The sequence below is a fragment of the Paenibacillus rigui genome (genome assembly GCF_002234615.1).
Taxonomy (GTDB): domain Bacteria; phylum Bacillota; class Bacilli; order Paenibacillales; family NBRC-103111; genus Paenibacillus_S; species Paenibacillus_S rigui.
Genome location: NZ_NMQW01000002.1, coordinates 308186 through 328885, shown reverse-complemented (window position 1 = coordinate 328885; position 20700 = coordinate 308186). Strand labels below are relative to the sequence as shown.

Sequence of the window (20700 nt, the reverse complement as noted above, 5' to 3'; positions counted from 1 at the left end):
GCAACAGGGGCGGCCTATTTGTGTGAGGGAAGGGTGGGAAGGCTGTGCGCTATCGGCGAAATCCATGGTTACGTATTTTTTTAGGCATGACCGTTGCGTTAAGCGGTTGCAATGTAACGAAGGCGACGGAGCAGCCTCCTGTCCCTTTAACTGTGAAGCAGGAAGAAATTCAGAGCGCTCAGGAGCGCGATATGGTCATTTTGTTCCAAAGCCTTGTGCAAATGGACAAAAAGGACGGTCTCATGCTGAGTAGACGACAAGCGGAGGACATGCTTCCGCTGGTAAGGCGGAACAGTACAGACGGCGAGCTGTCCCAAGCAGATCAGCAGCTGATTGTCAGTCTTCTTTCCAAGAAGCAGAAGGCCTATGTGGATGACTTTCAAGAGCATTTATTGAACCGCAAGCAATCACTAACGGAACGGAAATACATGGACGATTTAACTATAGAGCAAAGGGAACAGATGATTAAAGAATTTCAAATGCGGAGGCAGCAAAGGGATCAAGAGCAAGGGCATCAGTCCACCCCGGAGATGAACATCATAACGGACGACGAGGATTTAAGTTCAACGGGTGCTTTTTTCATACCGGGAGGGAGCGGCGGAGGGGCCAATAACGTCGAACAGCAATTGATTGAATTGTTGGAAGGCAGATTGGTAAGCGAACCGACTAAATAAATGGACAAAATGATGATTTTTCAGCCCAAATGGCTGGCGTTCCCGTTCTATTTCAATTAAAATATATAGAGACCATACAATTTAGTATATAGAGACTTTATTTTACTGGATGAGGAGGAATTTACTTGAGTAAATACCTGGATGACATTATGAATTACAACCAATCTTTCGTGGAGCAAAAAAAGTACGAGCCTTACTTAACGTCCAAATTCCCTGATAAAAAAATTGTTATTTTAACCTGTATGGATACACGCCTGATCGAGCTGCTGCCTGCCAGCATGAACATCAAAAACGGCGATGTTAAAATTATTAAAGCTGCTGGAGCCATGGTTTCAACCCCGTTCGGAGGCATTATGCGGAGCATTATCGTTGCCATCCATGCGCTGGGGGCAGAAGAAGTGTTCGTAATCGGGCATTACGATTGCGGCATGAGCCATGTGAACACCGAGAAGATCCGAGAGAAGTTCATTGAGACGGGAATTAAAGAGGAAACGCTTATGACCCTCAAGCATTCCGGATTGGATATCGATCGCTGGCTCAAAGGCTTCGATGAAGTAACGGAGAGCGTTCGAAGCAGCGTGAAGCTGATCCGCAATCATCCGTTAGTACCGAATATTCCGGTTCATGGACTAGTCATCGATCCGGAGACGGGACATTTGGATATTATCGAAAAAGGCAGCAGCAGCAGCTAAGCTTGCCGAAATCATAGGAAGAAGAGGCTGTCCGATATGTAGCATTTACAGATGTTGGGGACAGGTCCCATCGTTAATAAGCGAATATGATATGAAAAAGGAGCTAAGCGGCTTGTATTCTCCGCTTAGCTCCTTTTTGTTTTGCACCCACTGCTGCTTTCTCGGCGCCGGCTCGATCATAACCCATCAGCATGCAGCTAAGCTGCAAGCCAGCAGGCTGTCTAAGACAAATGGAAGTAAAGCCGGCTGCCCTTGCTTCGGTAAAAGACATTAGGCCAATGATTGTACTTCTCTTTTGTCAATCAGCCGCATGTTGGCGTTATAAATTTGGCCGCTGCTCTTCAGCACGAAGCCGCTTGATTGATAATCGAGGGACATACGGTCCTCGAAAAAAATCTCATGCTTTTGCTCGTATAGCAGCTCAAACGGCGTACCCTCGGCACGTAAGTCTTTGTCTCCCGCCTGATGAACGATCCATAGCGTGGGTACGCCGCTTACCGAGCAGCCGCAGCCTTCCGAGTCGAAAACAAGCTTCACTTCGCCGGGCTGATGACCCAGCCTTTTCGTTATTTGTTCAGCCGCTAGGGCTGTGAATGTAATATGCATTCGGTATCCACTCCTCTCTGTATAATTTCAGTTTACCATAAGTGGCTGGAGATTTGCTTCTCTTTTCCATACCAAGTATGATCAAATTAGGATATGGAAAGGGGTGCTTACCTGTTGACGACGAACACGTTTGAGCAGAAGCTGGCTGAATTCAAAGAGTATTTGAAGACGATGAAGGGTTATGAGGAAGCGATTGGCTTGATGTATTGGGACATGAGGACAGGTGCGCCCAAAAAAGGAATCGCAACCCGCTCGGAGGCCGTAGGCGTACTTTCAGGAGAGCACTTCAAAATGTCCGTGTCGGACAAAATGGGGGAAATGCTCGAATATTTTTCCGCAGAGGCTGCTTTCAGCCGGCTGGATCGCGTCGATCGCAAGATCGTGACCGAGACGAAGAAGGAATACGATCGCAGCAAAAAAATTCCTCCTCAGAAGTACAAGGAGTATGTCGTTCTTACTTCCAAAGCGGAATCGGTATGGGAGGAGGCCAAGGAGGCTTCCGATTATGCCAAGTTCCAGCCGTATTTGGAGCAGATTGTCGCTGCGAATCTTGAATTTATTGAGCTGTGGGGCTATGAGGGGCATAAATATAATACGCTGCTGGATATGTATGAGCCCGGCATGACAGTCGATAAGCTGGATCAGGTATTCGGCGCGCTGCGCGAGAAGGTAGTTCCTTTATTAGCAGCTATTCAAGCGTCGCCTTACAAGCCGAACACCCAATTCCTGAAGCAGACGTTTGAGAAGGAGAAGCAGAAGCAGTTCAGCTTGTTTATTTTGAAGCAGATGGGCTATGACTTCGAAGCGGGCCGGTTGGATGAAACAGTGCATCCGTTTGCGACAGGGCTGAACCCGGGGGACGTGCGAATTACGACACGCTATTTGCTGGACGATGTGAACAGCGCATTGTTCGGTACGATTCACGAGGGCGGACACGCGCTATACGAGCAGAACATTTCTGCTGATTTGATCGGTACACCGCTGTGCACGGGCACCTCTATGGGAATTCATGAATCGCAATCGCGTTTCTGGGAAAATATGATCGGACGCAGCCGTCCCTTCTGGAACCATTATTATGGGGATCTGCAGAGGCAGTATCCGGGGCAGTTCGATCAAGTGAGTGTAGAGGACTTTTACAGAGCGTCCAACGAGGTGAAGCCGTCTTTAATTCGTATCGAGGCGGATGAATTGACGTACAATTTACATATTATGGTTCGTTATGAGATTGAAAAGGCGCTGTTCAGCGAGAGTGTTCGTGTCGCTGACTTGCCGGAGCTGTGGAATGAAAAGTACCGCGAATATTTGGGTGTGACGCCTTCGAACGACGGGGAAGGGGTTCTGCAGGATGTACACTGGGCCGGTGGGGCATTCGGATACTTCCCGTCGTATGCTCTTGGAAATATGTATGCAGCCCAAATCACCCGCACCCTCCGCAAGGAGCTGCCTGCCTATGATGAGCTGATCGGCAGCGGCAACCTGATTCCCGTGAAGGAATGGCTGTCAGACAAAATATATCAATATGGAAAGCTGCTGACCCCGACTGAGATTATGACGGAAGTCACGGGAGAAGAATTAAATCCGGACTATTTGGTGCATTATTTCCGCGAGAAGTTCAGCGATATTTATAAGCTGTAGGATGCTATCGCAAAGTTTTTCATATAGCAAGCCTGCAGCTGCATAAAAAGGAAAGCCCGGCCGAAGAGATCATTTATCTGATGTCTTCGGTCGGGCTATTATTTTGCAGGATTCGGGCAGTGCAGCCGATCAGCCTATCGTTACGGCCTCAGGCTTTATGTTCAGGACAGGCTGAATGCCTTTGCCGAAAGGAACCACCATCGGCGTGGCGAACAATGGGTCCTCGATAATCCGGCAGGGCAGATCGAAAACATCCTGGATCAGCTTTTCGCTGATGATGGTGTTGGCGGGCCCCTCCGCATATACCTTACGGTCCTTGATAGCGACTAGGTTATGTGCATAGCGGCATGCGAGGTTGATGTCATGGAGTACCATCACAATGGTACGCTGCTCCTTCACATTCAGATCATAGAGCAGGTCCAGCACTTCGATTTGGTGAGCCAAATCCAGATAGGTCGTCGGTTCATCGAGAAGGATCGTCGGGGTGCCCTGAGCCAACGTCATCGCGATCCAGGCCCGCTGCCGCTGTCCGCCCGAGAGTGAATCTACCGTACGCTCGGCAAGCGGCTCCATATGCGTCAGCTCCAGCGCTTGACGGACCGCGGCTTCGTCCTCTCTGGACCATTGCTGAAGCCAGTTTTGATAAGGATACCGTCCCTGCTTCACCAGCTGCAGCACGGTAAGTCCTTCAGGCGCTGCGGGACCCTGCGGCAAAATGGCCATCCGGCGCGCCACTTCTTTGGTAGACAGCGAAGCGATATCGCTTCCGTCAAGCACCACCTGTCCGCTTTTGGGGCGAAGCAGCCGGGCGAGTGAGCGCAGCAGGGTCGATTTTCCGCAGCCGTTGCTCCCGATAAATACGGTGATTTTGCCCTTCGGTATCGTGATATCCAGGTTATTGAATATGCAAGTATCTCCATAGTAGAGGCATAGTTCTTTGGATTGAATGGCTGGCATAAAGATTCTCCTTCTTGATGACGGTAGGTCAGACCCGCCGGATTCGGTGGAGCGCAAGGACAAAGCTAACTAATTCCGGGCGCGATACAATAAGTAGACGAAAAAGGGTGCACCGATACATGCGGTAAATACCCCCGCAGGTATATCCAGCGGAGCAAACAGGCTTCGCCCGACCAGGTCTGCGAGCAGCAGGACAATGGCTCCCATCAACGCAGAGACAGGAAGCAGCGCCCCGAAGCTGGGCCCGACCAGCTTGCGGGCGATATGCGGAGCCATCAGGCCGATGAAGCTGATGGCTCCGCCGAACGCGACAGCGGCGCCTGCGAGAGCTACGCTGAGCAGCAGAAGAAGAAACCTTTGCCGCTGGACGGCGCTGCCCATGCTGCGGGCCACATCCTCGCCGAGCTCCTGGATATTGATATGCCGCGAATAAACAAAGATAAGCGGCAGAAGGACGATCATCCAGGGAAGCAGTGGTACGACGGCTTTGGCCCAAGAGACCCCATAGACGCTGCCGGTCATGAATGTCATCGCTTGATTGGCAAGGATGATGGGACCGGAAATCATCATCATATAAGACAGAGAGCTCATCGCGGCGGAGAAGCCGATGCCGATCAGCACGAGCCGAAGCGGCGTGACCCCCTGCTTCCACGACAGGATATAAACGAGCAATGCAGCCGCAAAAGCGCCGGCCACCGCGAAGATCGGCAGCACATGGATGCTCAGCTTATCCGAGAAGAAGAAGAAAAATGTTACGGCTCCGAGCGAGGCGCCTCCTGTGATTCCGACCGTGTCCGGAGAGGCCAGCGAGTTGCGTACAACCCCCTGCAGGATGGCTCCGGATACGGCAAGCGCTGCCCCTATCATGACGGCGACGACAATACGCGGCAGTCTAAGCACACGGACAATCATGTCATTCGTCCCTTCACCGATGCCTAAGATCGCCCGGACGACGTTCGCGGGTGAAATGAATACGCTGCCTATGCCTGTGCTGATTACCATAATCGCAATAACAGCCAGCAGCAGAAGAAGCGTGACAGCTACCGCTTTTTTATGAATGAGAAAAGAGAACAGTTTTCCTCTTAAGACGAGATGCTCGCTGTGCGGTTTCATTTGGCTTTGCCTCCTTTTCGCGCGATGTAGACAAAGAAGGGAACGCCGATGAGTGCGGTAGTGACGCCGACAGGCACTTCTTTAGGCATAGCGATGTAGCGGGCTCCGATATCCGCGCTGACGAGCAGAATGGCTCCCAGGACAGCGCTGTACGGAATCACCCAACGATGATCGATGCCGACGAAAAATCGGGTAATGTGGGGCACGATAATCCCGACAAAAACGACAGGTCCGGCCATGGCCACTGAACCGCCGGCAAGAATAACGATGACGACAGCGGCCGCAGCCTTGATGATCAAGGTGTTTTGCCCCAGTCCTTTGGCAACGTCGTCTCCCATGGAGAGCACGTTCATATGGGAAGCAAGCAGGAAGGAGCCTAGAAGTGCAGCCAGCATATAAGGGAAAACCGCTTGAAATGTTTCCATGGTGCGCCCTGCGACGGAGCCGACGAGCCAGACCATGACTTGATCGAATGCTTTGCCGTTAGACAGCAGCAGCCCTTGGGTTAAAGAAGCAAAAAAAGCGGTTAATGCGGAACCGGCAAGCGTAATTTTGATCGGAGTCAATCCGTCACGTCCGATCGAGCCGAGGAAGTAAACTCCCGCTGAGCTAACAGCTGCACCGAGAAAGGCAATCCACGTGAACTGTAGAGAACTTGTTACATTGAACAGAACGACAGATAGGACAATAGCGAAGGCCGCTCCCGCATTGACGCCAAAAAGGCTTGGTGAGGCAAGCGGATTCCGGGTAATGGCTTGCATCAAAGTCCCGGCGACAGCCAGACTTGCGCCGACCAATGCGGCGATGAGCGCGCGGGGAATGCGGGTTGTTTGAATGATGAGGTGTTGATTGGAGCTGTCAAAGCTTGTGTAAGAGGCAATAATTTCATTCCAGCTATAATTGTTGATACCGAACATGACACTGCTTACGCAGGCACCGGCCAATAGTAAAAGAGCGGCAGCCAAGCCGATCGTTTTGTAGGTACGCTGCTGAACTACGTTACTCATAAAATAGGGGCCTGCTTTCCGTCGATAGAATAAATGAGGCACACCGTCCGAGGCATGCGGTTAGCTATAATTGTAAAAGCGGGGGTACATCTTGTCAATGATTGTGAGAATCATTATCAAAAACATTGACAAGGTGCCCCGCTCTCTACTAATATGGTGAATGATAATTGTTATCATTTACAAAGAAGCTCATTCCGGGAGGCACATCATGTTAAATCGAAACCGTTTTTTACGATTGAAACCGGCAGCAATGATCGCGGCAATTTTATTATTGTCCGTCTGGCTGACGGCTTGCGGGGATAAACCGGCTGCTCCGTCGCAGGCGGCGGATGCGAAGCAGGGAGCTGCTGCGGAAGGCCCTCGCAAAATCAAGCATATTATGGGTGAGGCGGAAGTGCCTGCGCATCCGGCACGTGTCGTGGCTTTGACGAACGAAGCGGCGGAGGCGCTGGTTGCCCTTGGAATTAAGCCGGTCGGCGCTGTCCAAGCTTACTATGGCGATACATGGTACGAGCATGACAAAGCCGATATGGAAGGGGTTAAGCCTGTCGGCCTCGAATCCCAGCCGAATATGGAAATTATCGCTTCATTGAAGCCTGATTTGATTGTCGGCAACAAAATGCGTCATGAGAAAATTTACGAGCAGCTGAAAGCTATTGCTCCGACGGTATATACCGAGACGCTGCGCGGCGAATGGAAAAGCAATTTCATGGTATATGCCGATGCCGTCAATAAAAAAGCGGAAGGCGACAAGGTTGTAGCCGCATTCGACAAGCGTGTAGAGGATTTCAAAGGCAAAGCAGGCGACAAGCTGAAAGAGAAAGTAGCCGTAGTCCGCTTTATGGGCGGCAAAACGCGCTTTTACTATGGAGATATGTTTGCAGGTGTGATTCTGAAGCAAGCTGGAATTATGCGCTCCGATCCGAAAAACGATGAGAAAGCGTTCGAGGATATCACGAAAGAACGTTTGCCTGAACTGGATGCCGCAGACCGTGTCTTCTACTTCACCTATGATACCGGAGACGGCAAAGGGAAGAAGCAGCAGGAAGAATGGATGAAGGACCCGCTATGGCAAAACCTGAAGGTTGTTAAAAACAACAAGCTGACCGAGGTCAACGATGCGATTTGGACAACTGCCGGCGGCGTAAAGGCAGCCAATCTAATGGTGGACGATCTGTACAAATTATACGATGTGAAAAAATAAACCGGCCCAGGCCGCAGATTCCAACCGCCTGGTCCTTTATAAAAGCTATTCCTATACCTTCATGGTATGGGGGTAGCTTTTTTTTCGTTAGCAATCACAGGGGGGATTAACCTTTTTCTGGGCGCCCGCATACAGTATCGTAACAAATCACAATCTTGTGGGTGGAGGGACTGGCTTATGCGTAGCAAATGGGTGAGCGGGGCGATAGCCTTGCTGGTGGCCACGGCGTTATTGCTGACGTCTTGCGGGCCGAAGAAAGCGGAGGAAGCGGTGAAAGTGAGGATCGGAGAGGTGACGAGATCCTTATTCTATGCGCCCGAGTATGTGGCGGTTGCCAAAGGCTTTTTCAAGGAGCAAGGGCTGGATATTGAACTGACGACAACACCGGGCGGGGACAAAACGATGACGGCATTGCTGTCAGGAGGAATTGACGTTGCGCTCGTCGGATCTGAAACCTCGATTTATGTACAGCAGCAGGGAAGCGGAGACCCGGTTATTAACTTTGCGCAGCTGACCCAAACGGACGGTACCTTCCTGGTGTCGCGCAAGGCGATCACCGGCAGCTTCGATTGGAACAGCCTCAAGGGGAGCACCTTCCTTGGCCAGCGCAAAGGGGGGATGCCTCAGATGGCCGGAGAATTTACGCTCAAGAAACACTCCATTAACCCGCAAAAGGATCTGAATCTGATCCAAAATATCGATTTTGCCAATATTGCTACTGCGTTTGCTTCCGGAACGGGCGAATATGTTCAATTGTTTGAGCCGCAAGCGTCGGTGTTCGAGAAGCAGGGCAAAGGGTATGTCGTCGCTTCCTTCGGTGTGGAGAGCGGGCATTTGCCTTATACGGTGTTCATGGCCAAGAAAAGCTACATCGATAAGAACAGCGCCGTTGTGCAGAAATTTGCGAATGCCTTGCAAAAGGCCCAAAACTGGGTGCAAGCGAGCAGTGTAGAGGATATTACTGAGGCGATAGCTTCCTATTTTCCCGACACGGATAAGGAAATTATTAAAAGCTCCGTGAAAAGATATAAGGACCAAGGCTCGTTTGCAACCGACGGGATCATCGATGAGCAGGAATGGAATAACTTGCAGGATGTCATGCAGGCGGCAGGCGAGCTGAAACAGCGGGCGGACTATAAAGCATTGGTAAACAATCAATTTGCAGAAAAGGCGAAGCAAACCGTGAAATAGCGAAGCTGAATTTTATGCGGACCAGGGGGGAGGGGGAACAGATGAGCAACGTCGTAGAGATCGACAATCTATCTCATGTGTATGTGAACGAGCGGGGCGCCTTTCTGGCCTTGGAGCATATCCGCCTGAATGTGGAGCAGGGTGAATTTATCAGCTTGATCGGGCCCAGCGGCTGCGGAAAAACAACTCTGCTTTCGCTGATCAGCGGCTTGTTGAAGCCTGCTGCCGGGACGATTCGCGTCTCCGGGGAGGAAATTCATCAGCCTACGCCTAAAGTCGGTTATATGCTGCAGCAGGACTATTTGTTTCCTTGGCGGACGATCTACGATAACGCTTCTATCGGTCTGGAGCTGGTTGGAAAGCGCGATGAAGCAGCCAGGAAGTGGGTCATGGAGCTGTTGGATGATATGGGACTGGCGGATGTGGCGGACCGCTACCCGCATCAGCTGTCCGGGGGAATGCGGCAGCGGGTGGCACTGGTTCGGACGCTGGCGGTGGAGCCGGATATATTGCTGCTGGATGAACCGTTCTCTGCACTTGATTACCAGACTAAGCTTCAACTGGAGGATCTCGTGGCGATAACGTTGAAGTCGCGAGGTAAAACAGCGATACTCGTTACGCACGACATCACGGAGGCGATTGCCATGAGCGACCGTATCGTTGTGCTGCAGCCTTACCCCGGTCGAGTGCTGACCACGGTAGACGTGCCAGCGGGGATTCGGGATGCGCTGCCGTTGAAGGCTAGGGAAGCTGACGGCTTTCACGATTTGTTTCATCGGCTATGGGGGTATTTCGAAGCAATGGATACGAAAGGAGGGAGCTGAGCGATGGAAGAAGGGGACCTGCACATTCATATGGGGAAGGCGAGCCGCTACAATGAGAGACCCGATATTAAGGAGCTGGCAGACCGTGAATATGACCTGTTTTTGGAATTCCAGCGCAAGACGACGAGGCAAGTCCGCCTGACACAGCTGGCGCTCCTCCTGCTGTTCCTCAGCTGGTGGGAAGCAGCTGGACGGCTGCAGTGGATCGATGCGCTGCTTTTCAGTTATCCGAGTAAAATCGTAGCCTTATTGTATGCCAAATCGATGGATGGCTCTTTATGGGTGCATATGGGGGTCACATTATGGGAAACCGTGATCGGATTCATTCTCGGGACGTTATTCGGAACCGCCGCGGCTGCGTTGATCTGGTGGTCTCCTTTTTTATCGCGAGTGCTGGATCCGTATATCGTCGTGGCGAACAGCCTGCCCAAGGTTGCATTAGGCCCCTTGTTCATCGTAGCGCTTGGACCCGGCGTGATTTCAATCATAGCTACGACCCTGTCGATAACGGTCATTATAACGATTCTGGTCGTGTATAACAGCTTCAAGGAAGTCGATCCGAATTACACCAAGGTAATTCGGGTGTTCGGCGGGAACAAGCGGATGATTTTTCAAAAAGTAATTTTGCCTGCATCGTACCCGACCATCGTATCGACGTTGAAAGTGAATGTGGGCTTGTCTTGGGTTGGGGTCATCGTAGGGGAGTTTCTCGTGTCCAAGGAAGGGCTCGGTTACTTAATCATCTACGGCTTCCAAGTGTTCAACTTTACATTGGTCATCGGCAGCGTGCTCTTGATCGCCATTGCCGCAACCTTGATGTACCAAGCTGTCGCCTATTTGGAGGGAAAGCTGATACGAAAAAAATAAAGGCTGCTGGGGCATTGCTCCCCCTGGGACGACTCCAAGCTCAATGAGGGTAAGCATTCGTGCGATAGCGTGCGGATGTTTATTTTTTTGCGATGGGGGTGCATCCAAATATCTATTTGTGGCTTAAATGAAAAAGGGATAAAATAAGTAGACATTGTTAATGAAAGGGAAATTTGGCATGGGGATTCGAGTCATTAAAACCGCTGCAGCCGTTTTTGCCGCTATTACACTATCGCAACTGCTTGGGCTTCAGTCCCCGCTATCGACCGGCTTACTTGCTATTCTGGGCATTGATGTAACCAAGAAACGCGGACTGCAAACCTCCTTTCAGCGTTTGGTGGCATCGATAGGAGGCCTGCTGCTGGCCGTGCTGCTGTTCTGGCTGTTTGGTTTTCACATCTGGGTTATCAGTCTGTATATCCTCATCCTTTACCCGCTATTGAACCGGTTTCAGTTAAAGGAAGGCGTAGTTACGGGCTCCGTGGTCATGTTTCACGTCTATTTGGCGGAGAGGCTGACCACAGATGTAATCCTGAATGAGATCGCGCTGCTGGTTGTCGGTTTGGGTACGGCTTCCGTTATAAATATCATTTATATGCCCAGTGAAGATAAACGTCTTGTTGGGATGAAAGAACAATTAGAACAATTGTTTTCACGGATTTTTGTCGAGATCTCGAAGCATTTGAAGGATAACGGCTACATATGGAGCGGCACGGAGCTGTTGGAGGCGGAGAATCTTCTGGAAGAGGCATTGGCGCTTGTCCGGCGTTCGAATGAAAATATGCTGTTCCGGGAGGAGACGGCGTGGGCGGCGTACTTTTACATGCGCAAGCAGCAGCTGGAATCCATCGAACGAATGATGCAGCTTGTGGCCCAAGTATACCAAACCCTCCATCACGGAGAGCTGCTGTCGGGCGTATTCATCGAACTGAGTGAGGATGTGAAGGGGGAATATTACACGGGGCGTGCGGAGCAAGAGATTGCTGCGCTGGAAAACAGATTCCGGCGGATGAAGCTTCCGGAAAGCCGGGAGGAATTCGAGATCCGGTCCGCGTTGCTGCAGCTTATGATGGAGCTGAAAGCTTTTGTTGCCGTGGCGAAGCGGGAGAAAAAACAAAAGGAGACCGGCATCTCAAATCCGGTCCCCCCATCTTCACATCCGTAGGAATAATTCGCAAAAAGATGGAAAAGTTTTTGTCACCCTAGACGAATGTCCTGCATACAATTGTAATGAATGATTGTATGGAGGAGGTTGAAAGGATGTCATTAGATAAAGATTTGCAGAGCAGAGAGATCTATACGAAAGCTGTCTGCGGCAAAGGTCGCAAATTTTCACAAATCACCAACACGGTCACGCCGCCTCATAATCCCACGAGCATTCTGGGTGCCTGGATTATTAACAACCAATATGAAGCGGTGAAGGCGGGAGATCACGTCGAGGTAGTAGGTACTTACGACATCAACATTTGGTATTCGTACGACCGGAATACGCAAACAGATGTCGCGAAAGAAACGATTTCTTACGTCGAGTCGGTCGGGCTTTCTTACTTGGATAAGAAGCACAGACCGGGAACGGCGGAAGTATCCGCCGTCTGCACTCAGGAGCCGAATTGCGTAGAGGCCAGCATTTCCTCCCGCGGGGACAGTGTTGTTATTCGCGTGGAGCGTGAATTCAAAGTGGAGATGATTGCTGAGACGAAGGTTTATGTTTTGGTGTCTCCACATGGCGGCGATGATTACGACGATAAGCATGTGGATTTCGACAGTGCCGATGAAGGAGATTTCGAGGATCTCGACCCGGATCTGTTGGACGACGATTTGAACTGATTTCCTGCTATAAGTATATGACAGTTAGGTTCAATCCGGCAGAGGGCGTCAGCCCTCTTTTTTGTTTTAAACGGTTGTCCGCACAAAATTAGGCATTCGACTAATGAATCGAGGGGGGGATCATCATGAGGGTGTTCTTGCTGCACTCCAACGAACCGACGCTGCATTTGCTGCTGGAGCGGCTCCGTATCCCCCATGGAACCCAGTTGACCGCGCAGCAGGAAAAACAGCAACCGTGCATCATCCATTGGGGATGCTATCACGCGGAAAAAGCGAGCCGGCTGCTGGTGCAGCCGATCAAATGCCAGCTGCGGGCGAACAATCCCCGAAAAGCAGCGGTTGTCCTGAAGCTTCACGGGATCCGTTGGGAGTCCGCCCGGCAGCAGACGGCTGAACAGGAGCTTGTAGACGCTGAGGTACAGCAAGAAGGCCGTTTGCAGCCGCCTCAGTATACTTACGAGTACATTGTGCCTGTTTTTCATCTGCAAGCGTTGACTCTGTTCCAGAGAAAGCAGGGAATATTTTACGGAGCCCCTCACCCCATGCAAACACAGCAGCCACCAGATGATTTCACGGAGGTAACAGAGGAGACCCCTTCCTATCATGCGATCCGAGCGAAGCGGGAAGCAGTGAAGGCAATCTATGCATTGGGACTTGATTTCGGCGTCGTACGTATCGGTGTAGGCAAAGGCGGCGAATTATTCATCACCGAGCTGGAAACGGCTCCCACACTGACCGCGCGGCTCGCAGAGCTTTTCTCAGATGCGCTGCACCGATTCGCAGAAGAACAGGAAGCGGAGGACTATACGCCGCGTCCTGCGGTGATGCTCGGGGCCGACCCTGAGTTTGTGCTGCGTAATCCACAAGGGAAAATCATTTTCGCTTCCAGGTTTATGGAAAAAGACGGACCTGTCGGCTGCGACGCAATCGTACTGCCGAGCTTTCGCAAAATTTACCCTTTGGCGGAGCTTCGGCCGGAGCCGAGCCGGGATATTGGACAGCTGCTCAAAAATATTCACCGTACGATGCAGAACGCTTCGAGGAAAATCTCCGATGAGTCATTGGAATGGTTGGCTGGCGGTATGCCGGTGAAAGGCTTCCCCTTGGGCGGACACATTCACTTCAGCGGCGTTCCCTTATCCAGCGAGTTCCTGAGGGTGCTCGACAATTACTTGGCGCTGCCGTTGGTATTGCTGGAAGATACGACTACCGGCCTGCGGAAGCCGAGGTATGGGTTTCTCGGGGATTTTCGCAGACAGCGTCACGGGGGTTTTGAATATCGGGTGCTGCCCAGCTGGCTCGTATCGCCAAGGTTAGCGAGAGGGGTGCTTTCACTTGCCAAGCTGATAGCAGACCATTACCGCCAGCTGCGGTCCCGGCCATTGGATGAACCTCTCGTTCAGGAAGCCTATTATCTTGGGGATAAACAACGAATCCGGCCGCTGCTGCCGGGCCTTTGGAACGATCTGGTCCGGCTTCCTGCCTATCGGACGCATGAACGTTACCTCACTCCTTTAAAAACGATGATGCTTCATATGGAGTGCTGGAAGGAGCAGGAAGATATCCGTGTGCGATGGAAAATCGGGCCTTTTGCCAGAAAAGAAGTATCGTCTATTAATTCGTGATATAATAGCGTATAAGTAGTAGGATGACACACAATCAACGTTCCTGCTGCCGGGAATGTGTATTCAAGCCGCTGTTGAACATAGATTGGCTGTTATGGATTGGTTTCAAGCAGAGGGCCTATTTTCAATGGCGGCAAGAAAGCTTTGAACGGCAGTCCTTTACAGAAAGAACGATGCATGGGGGTTTCAGCATGGCCAAATATACGCCGATGATCGAGCAATATCTTGCCATCAAGGCGCAGGTGCAGGACGCATTTTTGTTTTTCCGCCTGGGTGATTTTTATGAAATGTTTTTTGAGGACGCCGTTCAGGCATCCAGAGAGCTGGAAATTACGCTGACCGGACGCGAAGGAGGAGCCGAGGAGCGTATTCCTATGTGCGGCATTCCCTATCATTCGGCGGATAACTATATTGCCAGATTGATAGAAAAGGGCTTTAAGGTTGCGATTTGCGAGCAGGTGGAGGACCCGTCCCAGGCTAAAGGCGTCGTACGAAGAGAAATTGTCCGGATCGTGACGCCAGGAACCGTGATGGATGCCAGATCCCTCGGCGAAAGCAACAACTATATGGTTTCCGTGACCGAAACACGGGAGGGCAGCTATGGCTTTGCGGCAAGTGACATTTCGACAGGAGAGCTGTTCGTCACCTGCCTGGAGGGAAGCTTGACGCTCGTCGCCGATGAAATCAATGTTTACCACCCATCGGAGCTATTGGCGCCGCAAGATGTTTTGACCCGTCTGAGGGCACAGGCAGCGGCAGGCTGGGCCAGCACGACCGTTATGACGCCCCGGGAAGAAACGATACATACGGCTGCGGATGCGGCTGTGCGCTTGGAGGATTACTTTGCCGAGCAGGAGCTGGCCTCCTTGCCGCCGCAGGCGAAACAGGCAATACAGCAGCTGATGGGCTATTTGGTCGAGACGCAGAAGCGATCCTTGACCCATCTGAAGCACATTCGGCTGTATGAGCAAAATCAATACATGATTATGGATCCGTTCACCCGCCGCAATCTGGAGCTGGTGGAGACGGTCCGAGACCGGACCAAGAAAGGAACCCTGCTCTGGCAGCTGGACAAAACGGTAACGGCGATGGGCGGCCGGCTGCTGCGCCGCTGGATCGAGAAGCCGCTGATGAGCGCATCGGCCATTCAGGAGCGGCTTGAAGCCGTTGACCGGCTGTATCATCAGCTGATCGTCCGCGACGAGCTGAAGCAGTCGCTCAAGGAAGTGTACGATCTCGAGCGGCTCGTTGCCCGCATCGCTTACGGCAATGCCAACGCGCGCGATCTGATCGCGTTGAAGGCCTCGCTTCAGCAGGTTCCCCTGCTGAAGGAGATTTGCGCTGCGTCGGGCTCCGCGACGCTTGAGCAGCTTACGGCACGGATGGACCCGTGCCACGATGTGATGGCGTGGATCGACGACGCCATCACCGAGGAGCCGCCCGTCTCGATCCGGGACGGCGGGATGATCAAGGCGGGGTACCACGCCTATCTGGATCAGCTGCGCGAAGCGAGCACGAACGGCAAGCAGTGGATTGCTGAGCTCGAGCGCCAGGAGCGGGAGCGCACCGGCGTCAAATCGCTCAAGATCGGCTATAACAAGGTTTTCGGCTACTACATTGAAGTAACGAAGGCGAACCTGCCTTCCTTGGAGGAAGGCCGTTACGAGCGCAAGCAAACGCTGGCGAATGCCGAGCGCTTCGTTACACCGGAGCTGAAGGAGAAGGAAGGCCTCATTCTCGAAGCGCAGGAAAAAATGGTGGATCTGGAATACCAGCTGTTTATGGAGCTGCGGGACAGGCTATCCGCCCACATTTCACGTCTCCAGCTGCTGGCGGAGCGGATTGCGACAGTGGACGTGTATCAGTCGTTGGCTGCGGTCAGCGCAGCCAACCGATATACACGGCCCGAGATCGGAGATTTCTATGAGCTCCGTATCGAGGAAGGACGACATCCCGTCGTCGAAGCGGTGATGGAGGATGGCGTCTTTATAGCCAACGATACCTCGCTCAGTCGAGAAGAGGGCAGCATGCTGCTGATTACCGGACCGAACATGGCCGGGAAGAGCACCTACATGCGCCAGGTGGCCATGATTTGCCTCATGGCGCAAATCGGCTGCTTCGTGCCGGCGTCGAAGGCCCAGGTGCCGATTCTGGACCGTATCTTTACCCGGATTGGGGCGGCAGATGACTTAATCGGCGGCCAAAGCACGTTCATGGTCGAGATGATGGACATTCAGGTGATGACGGAAAAGGCGACGGAACGAAGCCTTGTCATTATCGATGAGCTGGGCAGAGGCACCTCCACAGGCGAGGGCATGGCGATTGCGCAGGCGGTCATCGAGTTTTTACATGACCGGATCGGCTGCAAGACGCTCGTATCGACTCATTTTCACGAGCTGGCGCATCTGGAGGAAACGCTGGGAAGCTTACGCAACTGCTGTATGGCGGTGAAGGAGAGCGGCCGTCAGGTGACGTTTCTGCGCAAGCTGATTCCCGGGGCGGCGAGTACAAGCTATGGCATTTATTGTGCTCAGATTGCCGGTCTCCCGGCTGGGATCATTGACCGTTCTTACGAGCTGTTGAATGCCTTCGAGGCTCGGGCCGAGCTGCTGCAGGGGCAGGAGCAGACAGCTGTGAGCCATTCACGGACCGCCGTTGCCAAGCAGGAGCCAGGGAATGCGCCGGGTGACTTCTCAGCAAATCATCTAGGGGAAGCGCCAGCTGCACCCAAACCGCAGCCGGAGCAGGTCAAAGAAGCCGGAGTAGTCCAGCTGAGTCTGTTCCAGGAAGCCGAGCCTCCGGCGGACAAGCATAAGAAGAAATCTGATCCCCGACTAGAACAGCTCGCAGAGCAGGTGAAGTCGGCGGATTTGATGAATATGACGCCTATGATGGCAATGAACTTTTTGTATGAATTAAAGAAGCACTTATCTTAGTTTTTCTTATGATGAAAGGATGACAATGTTTATGCAAACAAACGGCTATCGTGCCATCTGGCGGAGCACTGCCTCGGTTGTGCTGACCCTTACTCTGATGTTCCCTTCCGCCTCGGCAGCATTAGCCGCTGATGCCAATGATGCAACAGCTGCCCGGACGAAGGAAGTCATGGAGTTAATTGAAAAAAATCACGTGAGTGCACCGACGAAGCAGCAATTAACCGGCAAATCGATTGAGGAAATGATCGAGACGCTGCATGATCCGTATACCGTCTATTTTACACCGGAGGATTTGAAGCGGTTTGAAAGCTCGCTTGAGAACAATTATGTCGGCATCGGCGTCCGGATCAGCAATGAGAAGGAAGGCCTGTTTGTCTCCGAGGTGTTCGATAACGGACCTGCCCAAAAGGCGGGCATGAAGCCGGGGGATCAAATTACAGCCGTAGAGGGCGAGCCCATCGCCGGTTTGAAAATTGATGAGGTCACCAAAAAAATTATGGGCCCGGAAGGCTCCAAAGTGTCCGTAACCGTCAAACGGCTTCAAGACAGCCTGGTGCTGAACATGAGTCGTCAAACGATTCAACTGCCAGTCGTTACGCACAAAAAATTTGATCCAGGCGTAGGCTATATCCGCGTCACCGGATTTTCCAGCGAGGCCGACGAGGAAACGGCAGCACAGCTTGCAGAGCTGAAGCAGCAGGGCATCAACAGCCTGATCCTGGACCTTCGCGACAATCCGGGCGGTTTGGTCGATACGGCGCAAAATATGGCCAAATTGTTCGTCAAGGAAGGCATTCTGATTCATACGAAGGACAAAAACAATGTAGACGAGCCTGTCAAGTTTTCCAACGGAACGACTCAGCCGTTTCCTGTTTATATTCTGGTGAACGAGAACAGCGCCAGCGCTTCGGAAGTGCTGACGGGTGCACTGCAGGACTACAATGCCGTAACCAAAGTTATCGGCATGAATACGTACGGCAAAGGAAGCGTACAAACGCTGATTCCGCTAACCCAAGGCGGGGCGCTGAAAGTAACCATCGAAGAGTACTTGACGCCGAAGCTTCGCAAAGTGAACAAGGTAGGCTTGAAGCCGGATATTGAAGTGGACGGGGATGTGCCTCAGCTTGTTACAGCTCTTCACGAAACGGGTATCCAGAAGGTTAGTGTCGCTTTGAATAAACTGGGTGTAACTGTCAACCAAATTCCTGTGGACGATTATTTTAATGTCATAAAAGATAACGGTCAGCTGTATGTGCCGACCCGATTGGTCAGTGCACTGCTTGGCGGTGGCATCGCTTGGAACGGCGAAACCCGGTCGGTTGAAATTTCAGCAGGCGGAACAACCCACACGTACCAGGAGGGTGCAGGCGAGCTGCTGCTGCAAAACGGCTCCAGCTATATCAATGTCGGTAAATTCGCGGAAAGCTACCCGCAGCTGGAATGGTCTGATAACGGAGAACAGGTAGTTTTGACCGCTTCTAAGGGGTAAGTTATATGGGCAAAATCAAAATTTTGGATGAACATATTGCCAACCAGATCGCAGCGGGGGAAGTCGTAGAACGCCCTTCCTCCGTTGTGAAGGAATTGGTGGAGAATGCAATTGATGCGGGAAGCAGCCGAATTGATGTTGCCATCGAAGAGGGTGGGCTCGAGCTGATCCGTGTCAGCGATAATGGCTCAGGCATGGAGCGCGACGATTGCGAGGCCGCTTTTTTTCGTCATGCAACAAGCAAAATATCCAGCAGTCAGGATTTATTCTCCATCCGTACTTTAGGGTTCCGCGGCGAGGCGCTTCCGAGTATTGCAGCGGTGTCCAAAGTAACATGCGTGACCGCTACCGAATCCCGGGGGCTAGGCTATCGTCTTGTCATCGAAGGCGGTACAGTCAAGGCTCTGGAGGAAACGGCGGCATCCCGCGGGACTGACATTCAGGTTCGCGAGCTGTTCTATAATACGCCGGCCCGGCTCAAATATATGAAGACAATCCAGACGGAGCTCGGTCATATATCCGATTTCATCTATCGGCTTACACTCGCTCATCCGGACATTGCATTCTCGCTCAAGCATAACGGAAGCCAGCTGATTCAAACGCTTGGCAATGGAGATATGCTGCAAGTCATCGCAGCCATTTATGGCACCGCGGTGGCTAAAAGTATGCTGCCGATTCAAGGCGAGCATCTGGACTATACCATCCGCGGCTTCATCGCCAAGCCGGAGACGACACGGGCAAACCGCAACGGGATTTCTACCGTCATAAACGGCCGGTACATCCGCAACTATACGCTGATTCACGCACTGCTGCAGGGATACCATACCCTGCTGCCTATCAACCGGTTTCCAGTGGCGGCGTTTCATATCGAGATGGACCCGACGCTGGTCGACGTGAACGTGCATCCAGCCAAGCTGGAGGTTCGATTCAGCAAGGAACAGGAACTGATTCAGTTTGTCGAGCAGCAGGTGCGGCACGTGCTGAATCAGCAGGTGCTGATCCCGGCGGCAGCTCCGGCGAAACCGAAGCAGGAAGCACTCATCCAAGAGCAGATGGAGCTGTACCGGCCCTCATCACAAGGCTTGCCAGACCATTCCGCAGCCGTCGCTTCATTGGATGCGACGACACCGCCGGAGAAAGCACCGGAGGCTTATGCGGGTGAAGCTTACCGTGTACGTGAACAGCTGCCGCAAACCTCCGATGCCTTCGGTTATAACGCGAGCCCGGGAGCATCATTCGGACCTGATCGGAAACCGCAGAAAACCGATGATACGGTCTTTCAAGAAAGGTCTAGTGTTCGATCCAGCGGAACGGGTTATGCCTCACCGCCGAATTCGGCCAACCTCCCAAACACATCCTTGCGTCCTTCTTTGGACCGAGCCGGCAGCCGGGAACAAGCCGCGGCAAGCGCTGCCTTGCTTCAGACGCTTAAAGCGGATGAGACGCTTGCTCCACCGTCACTTCCTGCGTTTCCGAAGCTGACGCCGATCGGGCAAATGCACGGTACTTATATCGTGGCGCAGAACGAGGAAGGACTCTTCTTGATTGATCAGCATGCAGCGCATGAGCGGATCAATTACGAATACTATTATGAGAAGTTCGGTAAGCCGGCGGTAGCCAGTCAAGAGCTGCTGGTACCGATCACGCTTGAATTCACGCCATCCGAGGCGGAGCAGCTAAAAGACAGAATTTCGCTCTTGGAGCAGGCAGGGGTATACATGGAGCCTTTCGGTGGCAATGCTTATTTGGTTAGAGCGTATCCGCACTGGTTCCCTCCGGGCGAAGAACGGGTTCTCGTTGAGGAGATGACGGAGTGGCTGCTGACGGAACGCAAGGCGATTGACCTCGGTAAGCTGAGAGAGAAAGCGGCGATCATGTGCTCCTGCAAAGCGTCAATTAAAGCTAATCAAAGCTTAAGCACCCTAGAGATGGAGGGGCTGTTGGACAGGTTAGGCGCTTGCCGCAATCCTTACACATGTCCTCACGGCAGGCCTATTGTCATAAGCTTTTCTACCTATGAATTGGAAAAAATGTTTAAAAGGGTGATGTAGAT

Annotated in this window: 17 protein-coding genes; 13 read left to right on the top strand and 4 right to left on the bottom strand. The window is 52.2% G+C overall.

Annotation, left to right across the window (positions count from 1 at the left end; genetic code table 11):
• Window positions 1–44 precede the first annotated feature (44 nt).
• Window positions 45–674, top strand: a complete 630-nt coding sequence (locus CF651_RS02240; RefSeq protein WP_094013194.1) for a hypothetical protein — start codon at window positions 45–47, stop codon at window positions 672–674.
• A gap of 149 nt (window positions 675–823) precedes the next feature.
• Window positions 824–1366, top strand: coding sequence for a beta-class carbonic anhydrase (locus CF651_RS02235; RefSeq protein WP_179232664.1), 543 nt, complete (start codon window positions 824–826; stop codon window positions 1364–1366).
• A 270-nt stretch (window positions 1367–1636) separates the two neighbouring features.
• Here the strand turns inward: CF651_RS02235 and CF651_RS02230 are convergent, their stop codons facing one another.
• Entirely contained in the window at window positions 1637–1972 is a 336-nt protein-coding gene (locus CF651_RS02230; protein WP_094013192.1) for an iron-sulfur cluster biosynthesis family protein, read from the bottom strand.
• Between the two features lie 93 nt (window positions 1973–2065).
• Between CF651_RS02230 and CF651_RS02225 the strand changes: the two genes are divergently transcribed.
• Window positions 2066–3607 carry a carboxypeptidase M32 gene (locus CF651_RS02225; protein WP_094013191.1) on the top strand — a complete coding sequence of 514 codons (1542 nt, stop codon included), beginning with the start codon at window positions 2066–2068 and terminating at the stop codon, window positions 3605–3607.
• A gap of 129 nt (window positions 3608–3736) precedes the next feature.
• On the opposite strand, the gene CF651_RS02220 is transcribed toward CF651_RS02225, so the two are convergent.
• The 3 genes from CF651_RS02220 to CF651_RS02210 all read right to left on the bottom strand — a co-directional run bounded on the left by CF651_RS02220 (window position 3737) and on the right by CF651_RS02210 (window position 6684).
• A complete protein-coding gene (locus CF651_RS02220; protein ID WP_094013190.1) occupies window positions 3737–4564 on the bottom strand; it encodes an ABC transporter ATP-binding protein in 828 nt (275 codons plus the stop codon).
• A 69-nt stretch (window positions 4565–4633) separates the two neighbouring features.
• On the bottom strand, window positions 4634–5677 hold the full coding sequence (locus CF651_RS02215; protein ID WP_094013189.1) for a FecCD family ABC transporter permease: 1044 nt from the start codon (window positions 5675–5677) through the stop codon (window positions 4634–4636).
• A complete protein-coding gene (locus CF651_RS02210) occupies window positions 5674–6684 on the bottom strand; it encodes a FecCD family ABC transporter permease (RefSeq protein WP_094013188.1) in 1011 nt (336 codons plus the stop codon). Before CF651_RS02210 ends, CF651_RS02215 begins: the two co-directional genes overlap by 4 nt.
• Before the next feature lie 208 nt (window positions 6685–6892).
• Between CF651_RS02210 and CF651_RS02205 the strand changes: the two genes are divergently transcribed.
• The 10 genes from CF651_RS02205 to mutL all read left to right on the top strand — a co-directional run bounded on the left by CF651_RS02205 (window position 6893) and on the right by mutL (window position 20698).
• Window positions 6893–7888, top strand: coding sequence for an ABC transporter substrate-binding protein (locus CF651_RS02205; protein WP_094013187.1), 996 nt, complete (start codon window positions 6893–6895; stop codon window positions 7886–7888).
• 177 nt (window positions 7889–8065) lie between these two features.
• A complete protein-coding gene (locus CF651_RS02200) occupies window positions 8066–9079 on the top strand; it encodes an ABC transporter substrate-binding protein (protein ID WP_094013186.1) in 1014 nt (337 codons plus the stop codon).
• 41 nt (window positions 9080–9120) lie between these two features.
• A complete protein-coding gene (locus CF651_RS02195; protein WP_094013185.1) occupies window positions 9121–9903 on the top strand; it encodes an ABC transporter ATP-binding protein in 783 nt (260 codons plus the stop codon).
• A 30-nt stretch (window positions 9904–9933) separates the two neighbouring features.
• Entirely contained in the window at window positions 9934–10770 is an 837-nt protein-coding gene (locus CF651_RS02190; RefSeq protein ID WP_094013508.1) for an ABC transporter permease, read from the top strand.
• A gap of 160 nt (window positions 10771–10930) precedes the next feature.
• Window positions 10931–11935, top strand: a complete 1005-nt coding sequence (locus tag CF651_RS02185; protein WP_245855626.1) for an aromatic acid exporter family protein — start codon at window positions 10931–10933, stop codon at window positions 11933–11935.
• Window positions 11936–12030: 95 nt separating this feature from the next.
• The gene (locus CF651_RS02180; protein ID WP_094013184.1) at window positions 12031–12597 is read left to right on the top strand and encodes an outer spore coat protein CotE; all 567 of its coding nucleotides are present in this window, start codon (window positions 12031–12033) and stop codon (window positions 12595–12597) included.
• A 125-nt stretch (window positions 12598–12722) separates the two neighbouring features.
• Window positions 12723–14222 carry a putative amidoligase domain-containing protein gene (locus CF651_RS02175; protein WP_094013183.1) on the top strand — a complete coding sequence of 500 codons (1500 nt, stop codon included), beginning with the start codon at window positions 12723–12725 and terminating at the stop codon, window positions 14220–14222.
• Window positions 14223–14413: 191 nt separating this feature from the next.
• Window positions 14414–17158, top strand: a complete 2745-nt coding sequence (gene mutS / locus CF651_RS02170; protein WP_094013506.1) for a DNA mismatch repair protein MutS — start codon at window positions 14414–14416, stop codon at window positions 17156–17158.
• 31 nt (window positions 17159–17189) lie between these two features.
• Window positions 17190–18647 (top strand): S41 family peptidase, encoded by a 1458-nt coding sequence (locus tag CF651_RS02165; RefSeq protein WP_094013182.1) that lies wholly within the window; start codon window positions 17190–17192, stop codon window positions 18645–18647.
• Between the two features lie 5 nt (window positions 18648–18652).
• On the top strand, window positions 18653–20698 hold the full coding sequence (gene mutL / locus CF651_RS02160; protein ID WP_094013181.1) for a DNA mismatch repair endonuclease MutL: 2046 nt from the start codon (window positions 18653–18655) through the stop codon (window positions 20696–20698).
• Window positions 20699–20700 lie beyond the last annotated feature (2 nt).

Excerpts from the sequence above, each read along its gene's own strand:
- CF651_RS02235 (WP_179232664.1), top strand. The coding sequence starts at position 824 with ATGAATTACAACCAATCTTTCGTGGAGCAAAAAAAGTACGAGCCTTAC.
- CF651_RS02230 (WP_094013192.1), bottom strand. The coding sequence starts at position 1,972 with ATGCATATTACATTCACAGCCCTAGCGGCTGAACAAATAACGAAAAGG.
- CF651_RS02225 (WP_094013191.1), top strand. The coding sequence starts at position 2,066 with ATGGAAAGGGGTGCTTACCTGTTGACGACGAACACGTTTGAGCAGAAG.
- CF651_RS02220 (WP_094013190.1), bottom strand. The coding sequence starts at position 4,564 with ATGCCAGCCATTCAATCCAAAGAACTATGCCTCTACTATGGAGATACT.
- CF651_RS02215 (WP_094013189.1), bottom strand. The coding sequence starts at position 5,677 with ATGAAACCGCACAGCGAGCATCTCGTCTTAAGAGGAAAACTGTTCTCT.
- CF651_RS02210 (WP_094013188.1), bottom strand. The coding sequence starts at position 6,684 with ATGAGTAACGTAGTTCAGCAGCGTACCTACAAAACGATCGGCTTGGCT.
- CF651_RS02205 (WP_094013187.1), top strand. The coding sequence starts at position 6,893 with ATGTTAAATCGAAACCGTTTTTTACGATTGAAACCGGCAGCAATGATC.
- CF651_RS02200 (WP_094013186.1), top strand. The coding sequence starts at position 8,066 with ATGCGTAGCAAATGGGTGAGCGGGGCGATAGCCTTGCTGGTGGCCACG.
- CF651_RS02195 (WP_094013185.1), top strand. The coding sequence starts at position 9,121 with ATGAGCAACGTCGTAGAGATCGACAATCTATCTCATGTGTATGTGAAC.
- CF651_RS02190 (WP_094013508.1), top strand. The coding sequence starts at position 9,934 with ATGGGGAAGGCGAGCCGCTACAATGAGAGACCCGATATTAAGGAGCTG.
- CF651_RS02185 (WP_245855626.1), top strand. The coding sequence starts at position 10,931 with ATGAAAGGGAAATTTGGCATGGGGATTCGAGTCATTAAAACCGCTGCA.
- CF651_RS02180 (WP_094013184.1), top strand. The coding sequence starts at position 12,031 with ATGTCATTAGATAAAGATTTGCAGAGCAGAGAGATCTATACGAAAGCT.
- CF651_RS02175 (WP_094013183.1), top strand. The coding sequence starts at position 12,723 with ATGAGGGTGTTCTTGCTGCACTCCAACGAACCGACGCTGCATTTGCTG.
- mutS (WP_094013506.1), top strand. The coding sequence starts at position 14,414 with ATGGCCAAATATACGCCGATGATCGAGCAATATCTTGCCATCAAGGCG.
- CF651_RS02165 (WP_094013182.1), top strand. The coding sequence starts at position 17,190 with ATGCAAACAAACGGCTATCGTGCCATCTGGCGGAGCACTGCCTCGGTT.
- mutL (WP_094013181.1), top strand. The coding sequence starts at position 18,653 with ATGGGCAAAATCAAAATTTTGGATGAACATATTGCCAACCAGATCGCA.